Source organism: Candidatus Thioglobus sp. (genome assembly GCF_028599055.1).
Taxonomy (GTDB): domain Bacteria; phylum Pseudomonadota; class Gammaproteobacteria; order PS1; family Pseudothioglobaceae; genus Thioglobus_A.
The window spans coordinates 1-7,213 of record NZ_JAQRMS010000064.1; the positions used below are offsets into that span (position 1 = coordinate 1).

Annotated in this window: 6 protein-coding genes and 1 pseudogene; 1 reads left to right on the forward strand and 6 read right to left on the reverse strand. The window is 38.0% G+C overall.

What is annotated here, in order from left to right:
- A pseudogene (locus tag PSN35_RS05175) lies at nucleotides 1–152 on the forward strand (peptide chain release factor 3); the annotation flags it as partial.
- 44 nt (nucleotides 153–196) lie between these two features.
- On the opposite strand, the gene PSN35_RS05180 reads toward PSN35_RS05175, so the two are convergent.
- From PSN35_RS05180 to queD, 6 genes are all read right to left on the reverse strand, one after another.
- Nucleotides 197–1,579 carry a DUF945 family protein gene (locus tag PSN35_RS05180; RefSeq protein WP_300030420.1) on the reverse strand — a complete coding sequence of 461 codons (1,383 nt, stop codon included), beginning with the start codon at nucleotides 1,577–1,579 and terminating at the stop codon, nucleotides 197–199.
- 103 nt (nucleotides 1,580–1,682) lie between these two features.
- The gene (locus tag PSN35_RS05185) at nucleotides 1,683–1,862 is read right to left on the reverse strand and encodes a hypothetical protein (RefSeq protein ID WP_300030423.1); all 180 of its coding nucleotides are present in this window, start codon (nucleotides 1,860–1,862) and stop codon (nucleotides 1,683–1,685) included.
- Nucleotides 1,863–2,260: 398 nt separating this feature from the next.
- Nucleotides 2,261–4,840, reverse strand: coding sequence for a DNA gyrase subunit A (gyrA, locus tag PSN35_RS05190; protein WP_300030426.1), 2,580 nt, complete (start codon nucleotides 4,838–4,840; stop codon nucleotides 2,261–2,263).
- Nucleotides 4,841–4,969: 129 nt separating this feature from the next.
- Nucleotides 4,970–6,025: a 3-deoxy-7-phosphoheptulonate synthase gene (locus PSN35_RS05195; RefSeq protein WP_300030429.1), complete on the reverse strand. Its 1,056-nt coding sequence runs from the start codon at nucleotides 6,023–6,025 to the stop codon at nucleotides 4,970–4,972.
- Nucleotides 6,026–6,039: 14 nt separating this feature from the next.
- A complete protein-coding gene (gene folE2, locus PSN35_RS05200) occupies nucleotides 6,040–6,831 on the reverse strand; it encodes a GTP cyclohydrolase FolE2 (RefSeq protein WP_300030432.1) in 792 nt (263 codons plus the stop codon).
- Entirely contained in the window at nucleotides 6,828–7,205 is a 378-nt protein-coding gene (queD, locus tag PSN35_RS05205; RefSeq protein ID WP_300030435.1) for a 6-carboxytetrahydropterin synthase QueD, read from the reverse strand. Before queD ends, folE2 begins: the two co-directional genes overlap by 4 nt.
- Nucleotides 7,206–7,213 lie beyond the last annotated feature (8 nt).

A 7,213-nucleotide genomic window follows, 5' to 3' on the forward strand; every position in this document is an offset into this window, starting at 1 on the left:
AAGATATTGAACAACTCAAAGCCAAAGCGGGTAATAACGTGGCGATTGACTCTGCCGGCATGCTGACTTACTTAGCGCCGTCAATGGTCAATCTACAGTTAACTGAAGAACGCCATCCGAAGTTAACCTTCTCCGCCACTCGAGAACACTAATCTAAAAAATCTTTTTTTAGTGACTTTCATTACTGAAAACAAACTTACCGCACCTGGTTTAATACACCTGCCAACTCATCAGAAAATCTCTTACCATTTACAATTGGAGTCTGATCTTTGTAACTCGCCGAAACACTATAATCTGCTTCAGACTCTCTTATCATTCCTTGTTCGATTAAACTGGAAATTATCGTATTAGCGCCATCCAATGCGACTGGATCTAAAGTATTTAGCCAGTCTTTATTGACTAGCAGGTGTAATTCGGCAGTAAATAAATCTAATGGATTTGCTTGAAAGTTAAGAAAAGTTTGATCTATACTTTCACCAGTATTCTTTTGTCCAATATAACTTAACTTAAAATCCATACTGCCAGTGTCTTTTTTATCCTTGCTAGAGGTTATCTTTACACCATAATCCAGATCACTCCTAGATAAAAATGTGTTAAACCATTCTCCAAATCTATTCATCAGTTGGTCTTCGCTCATAGTAGAAGATATAGAAATTAGATTCCAAAGAGACTTAAAGTCTTCTTCTAAAATACCTGAAAAATTTCCAACAATATTAATTGAATCCATCGGCATTTTAAACCCTAATTTATCAGGGTTTAAAATAACTAAATTTATTTCACTTTTATCAAACAACCTATCATTCTTTCTGTGGGCTTTAGAATTTGCCTTAACTGATAAACTAATTGGAGGAATATTAGTTTCACTTGTTCTTAGTGTTATTTCTTCTATTTTAAGTTGACCAACCCCTAATGGATAAAAACCCCCAAATAGTTCATCAACATTAGAATCAAACTTAAAGTCTTTAATATTAAAATAATTACCAGGCATGTTTAATGTTAAATCTTCAATTAGCATACTGCTTTTATAACTATCAAACCCAGCATCAAGATTTCCATTTACCATCATAATAATCGGGCTAATTTTAAGATTTAAATCATTGTTATTTATTTCAATGTTGTTAATTTCTGCTTTATTGCTAAAATCACCATTAAATTTAAATTTGGTATTTGAAATTATCTTAATATCATCATCAACATATTTAGAAAACTCATATTTATACTTGTCTGCGATGAAATCAGATAAGTTGATTGTATCACTTATATTTGCTAGGCCAATACTTGGGTTGCCTTGAAAAAATACAGGGCCATGTTTTATAGTTAAACTTGATTTAATAGGCAACCTTACAAATTCAGCAATATCTTCTCTAATTGCAGGATCAATGATATCAATTTCTATTTCTGCATTTGCAGATAAAAATGATTTTTTGTATGAAGTCAACCTAATTGATACATCATAAAGCCCTCTTGATTGTTTGTCTGATTGCTTAATGTAATCTTTGATTACAGATTGTGTTTTTTCACCAATTAAAAATGTACTGAGAGCCCACCCTGTAAGTAACAATAAAAATAGTTTTTTCATTCTAAAAAGAACCCTATTAAATAAATTTTATTATTATATCATCAACTATTAATTTTAGTTTAAAACCAAAAATAAAATACGCTTAGGTAAATGCTGTTTTGAGTTATTTGAACTTAAATGCCCAAACAGCCAACATTGCTGTAGCTACAAAAGCCAAATAAGAAATAGTCATTGGCACAACTTGTCCATTGACTGTTACTACCCATTCATCAATAATTCTAAGTAAATGTGCAAACGCCACAATGGCAAAGATTGAGCCTGATATTGCAATATAGTTTTTCATAATAATAATTGTAGTGTGGTTTATAAAATTTGGCAAATTTTTAAAATACGCCTAATTTATTAACAAAAATTGGTTTTATGGACGAAAAAATGCCGTTTTAAAGCACTTTTGGCTCTAAAACGGCATTTTGGAGAGGGGTTTTAGAAAATTTAGGGAATTTTCTAAATGGGTATTTTTTTATAGCATAGTCGCCAATGTGATCAAAGCCATCCAAAGTACGCCTGCAAAAGATAAAGCACCGATTGTTTTCATGATTTTTACTCCTGTTTATTAATGAATCGAGTTCATTTTATAAAGCAGGGAATATTGAAGCCTTGACCCAGGTCAAGTTTTGGTAAAAATACCAAAAAAAATGCCACAACCAGTGCGACATTTTTATTTTTTTAAGAATTTTCGTGTTATTCTTCGCTAACTTCCTCGCTCGCTTCTTCTTCACCCTCAGTTTCGGCAATTTTAGCGACAGAAACTAGCTTCTCTCCTTTGGCGATGTTAATCAAAGTCACACCTTGCGTGTTACGACCAATGATAGATACGTCACCGGCTCGTGCGCGGACTAGCGTGCCTTTATTAGAAATCAGCATCATTTCGTCTTCATCAGTTACCTGAATAGCGCCAACAACCTTACCATTACGATCTGAGGTTTTAATAGAGATTACACCCGAGCCACCACGCGCTTGTGCACGGTATTCATCAAGCTCTGTACGCTTACCATAACCCATCTCAGTGGCCGTTAGAATTGGGCTAGAATCATCAGCGATAATAGCTGAAACAATCTCATCATCCACTAACTTCATGCCGCGAACACCAATTGCTGTTCGACCAACAGCGCGAACATCGGCCTCTTTAAATCTAATTGACTTACCATTCGCTGAGAATAGCATAATGTCATTATCACCTGAAGTGATATCTACACCGACTAATTTGTCACCATCACGCAATTCAATGGCGATAATACCGCCTTTTCTTGGGCGGGCAAAATTAGTCAGTGAGGTTTTCTTACAAGTACCACTGCTAGTCACCATAAATACAAACTGATCATCCGTAAATTCAGATACTGGCAAGATGGCATTAATTACTTCATCTTTTTCCAGTGGTAATAAATTAATAATTGGCTTACCTTTGGCTGTACGTGACGCCATTGGTAGTTCGTATACTTTAAGCCAATGAACCTTACCAGCCGATGAGAAACACAGCACCGTATCGTGTGAATTAGCCACAAATAACTGGTCTACAAAGTCCTCGTCTTTCATTTTGGTGGCTGCCTTACCTTTGCCACCACGACGTTGCGCTTGATAATCACTTAAGGATTGTGCCTTCACATAACCACCATGAGACAAAGTAACCACACGGTCTTCTTGAGCAATTAGATCTTCTAGCGTTAGATCAATTTTATGCTCAACAATTTGTGTCATGCGCGCATTGGCATAATTGTCACGCACTTCAATTAATTCGTCACGAATAACCTGCATCAAACGCTCTGGATTTTGCAAGATATCAAGCAGATATTTAATGCGCTCTAACAGCTCATTAAATTCATCAAAAATCTTATCTTTTTCAAGGCCGGTTAAACGATGAAGCTTAAGATCAAGAATGGCTTGCGCCTGCTTTTCAGATAGCTGATAGTCGCCTGATACTTGCAGGCCAAGTTCAGCAGGTAAATCTTCCGGCTTAAACATTGCCATATCGCGATCACCGATTAATTCTTTAATGACGCTGCCCTGCCATGTTTTAGATACAAGTGCCGCTTTAGCCTCTGTCGGATTTGGTGCTGCTTTAATTAGCTCAATAATTTCGTCAATATTGTGGAGCGCAACTGACAAACCCTCTAACAAATGAGCACGGTTTCTAGCCTTGTTAAGATCAAAGATAGAGCGACGGGTTACTACATCACGCCTGTGCGCAATAAACGCCTCTAGCACTCCTTTAAGCGTCATTAATTTAGGCATACCCTTGTCAATGGCCACCATGTTAATACCAAATACTGTTTGCATTTCGGTTAGCTTATAAAGATTATTAAGCATCACCTCAGGCACTTCGCCACGGCGAAGTTCAATCACCATGCGCATGCCGTCTTTGTCTGATTCATCTCTAAGACCGGTAATGCCGTCAACGCGTTTATCCTTGACCAGCTCAGCGATTTTACCAATCAGCTTTGCTTTATTAACCTGGTACGGCAGTTCGGTAACCACAATACTTTGTTTGTCTTCGCCTTCCACGTGAGAAACCGAGCGCAAATAAATTTTTCCTTTTCCAGTTTCGTAAGCTTGGCGGATGCCGCTGGCGCCATTAATAATACCGGCTGTTGGGAAATCTGGACCTGGCATTACCTTTAACAACTCATCAATCGTGATATCTTCATTATCAATGGTTTGTAGACACGCCTCAACCACTTCACCTAAATTATGGGGCGGAATGTTAGTTGCCATACCCACCGCAATACCTGATGAGCCGTTAACTAATAGATTAGGCACACGAGTTGGCAATACCGAAGGCTCAGATTCTGAACCATCGTAGTTGTCAATAAAATCAACAGTATTTTTATCAAGGTCGCGCAATAATTCATGCGAAAGCTTGGCCATGCGAATTTCGGTATAACGCATGGCTGCTGCTGAATCACCATCAACCGAACCAAAGTTACCTTGACCATCAATAAGAATATTGCGCATTGAGAAAGGTTGCGCCATACGAACAATGGTGTCGTACACAGCCGTGTCACCATGCGGGTGATACTTACCAATTACGTCACCAACAATACGGGCTGATTTTTTGTATGATTTGTTGTAGTCGTTGCCAAGAACATCCATGGCATAAAGTACACGACGATGAACCGGTTTGAGGCCATCTCGAACATCAGGCAATGCACGTCCAACAATGACACTCATGGCGTATTCCAAGTAGGAATCACGCATCTCGTCTTCGATGGTAACTACGGGGAAATTAGGCTCAAATACTTCTGGATTATCGAGGTTATCAGACATACAAAAAAGGCTTGATTAAATTAGCTTTTATTGTACCCTAAACAACTATTTTTACACAATAAAAATAGGTAAATATTGCGCTTAAATTAGAAAAAAAATTAATGCAGAAATGAGTGTTAAATCAAGCGCTTAGGCGTTTTTAGTTTGCACTGCTTTTGCGAGTGTTTTTAGTAGGGTTTCGGTGTCTTCCCAATTAATGCAACTATCGGTAATACTAACCCCATATTCAAGTGATTCTAACGATCCTACCGGCTGATTACCTTCGTTAATATTTGACTCAATCATGACGCCAAATATTTTGTCGGATCCATTAGAAATTTGGCGGGCAATTTCATCACCTACCAGCATTTGATTTTTGAACTTCTTTTGGCTGTTGGCATGTGAGAAATCAACCATAACCCTAGCAGGAAGACCCTCCTCTTCCAATTGCGTATAAGTGTGATTAATGCACTCTTGATCGTAATTTGGACCATCAGAGCCGCCACGCAAAATAATGTGGGTACTTTCATTGCCTGACGAAGTGTAATGGCTCACGCCACCCTCTTTATTAACCGATAATAAATGATGTGGACTACTGGCAGCCTTAATCGCATCAATGGCCACTCTAAGCGACCCTGTGGTGCCGTTTTTAAAGCCAACCGGGCAAGATAAGGCTGAGGCTAATTCGCGATGAGATTGACTTTCTGTTGTACGCGCACCAATCGCACCCCATGAAATTAAATCAGAAATATATTGCGGTGTAATTAAATCAAGATACTCAACCGCAACTGGCATATCCATATCGGCAATATCTGTTAACAAATGACGAGCAATCTTTAGACCTTTATCAATGTTAAAACTTTCATCCAAATCTGGATCGTTAATTAGGCCTTTCCAACCAATAGTTGTGCGTGGCTTTTCAAAATACACGCGCATCACAATAAACAAATCTTCTTTAAGTGTTTCTCTTAAATGGACTAATTTTTCAGCATAGTCGCGCGCAGCTTTAGAATCATGAATTGAACACGGACCAACAATCACCATTAGACGCTTATCCTCACCGGTTAAAATTTTGGCAATGGTTTCACGCGATTGAAAAATACCAACAGATCCGTTCTCGCTCAAAGGATACTTTTCCATTAGCTCATTAGGCGCCATAATAGGCGCACTTGAGGTAATTCTTAGATTGTCAGTATTGTATTTCATGGCTTGGTCTTTCTTTATTTTTGGTTCTCAATTAATGCGTAAGCTGAATGGTTGTGAATTGACTCAAAGTTTTCTGACTCTAGGCGGTAATAACTAATGTTTTCATTGCTATTTAAAGCAACCGCGATGTCACGCACTAAATCCTCAACAAATGCAGGGTTATCATACGCTCTTTCAGTCACAACTTTTTCATCTTCACGCTTTAAAATTGCGTATAGCTCACAAGAAGCCTTCTTCTCAGCCAAATCAATTAGGTCTTCTAGATATAGCGTTTTCCCTGCAGCTGCTTTGGCCTTAATAGTGATATGAGAGCGTTGATTGTGCGCGCCATATTTTGAAATACTCTTAGAACATGGACACAAACTTGTAACCGGTACAACCACTTTCATCATTACTTCAGTTTCACCGCCTGACAAAGAGCCGTACAAGCTAACCTGATAATCCATCATGGACTCAACCCCCGAAGAAGGTGCTTTTTTCTTTCTAAAGAAAGGAAAATCTAAAATAATATGAGCAGTTTCAGACTCTAGACGATCACGAACTTTTTCAATAATTTTACCAAAGTTGCTGCTATTAAATTCACACGGCCCTTCATTCAAAATTTGAATAAAACGTGACATATGTGTGCCCTTAACATTTTCTGGCAAGGCAACCGTCATAGTGAAATTACCCACTGTTGGTGATTTATTACCATCACGATCAACATAAGTAATTGGGTGAGAAATATCTTTAATACCTACTTGATCAATAACGATTTGACGAGTATCTAAGTTGTTTTGTGTGTCAGGCAAATCACAAGATTTCATGATTGGTCCTCCGAATAAGTAACAGACGCTCTTAAAGTTTCCCAAATGGTCACTTCTTTGACTCGAACCTCTTCTGTGTTGATTAATTTACCCACTTCTTCATAAAAATATTTGGCAATATTTTCAGCCGTAGGGTTTAGTTGATTAAAAGGCTCAACCTCATTTAAATACTGATGGTCCAGTCTTTTAATAACTACTTTGGTTTGTTTTTTGATTTCTCTAAAATCAATTGCCATGCCCACATCATCAAGCACTTTTGAGCTAACAAGCACTTCCACCTGCCAATTATGGCCATGTAGGCGAGCACAATCACCTGGATATTCTCTAAGTGAATGAGCTGCAGCAAAATCTGTAACAATTTTTAGGACGAACATTTTCGGAA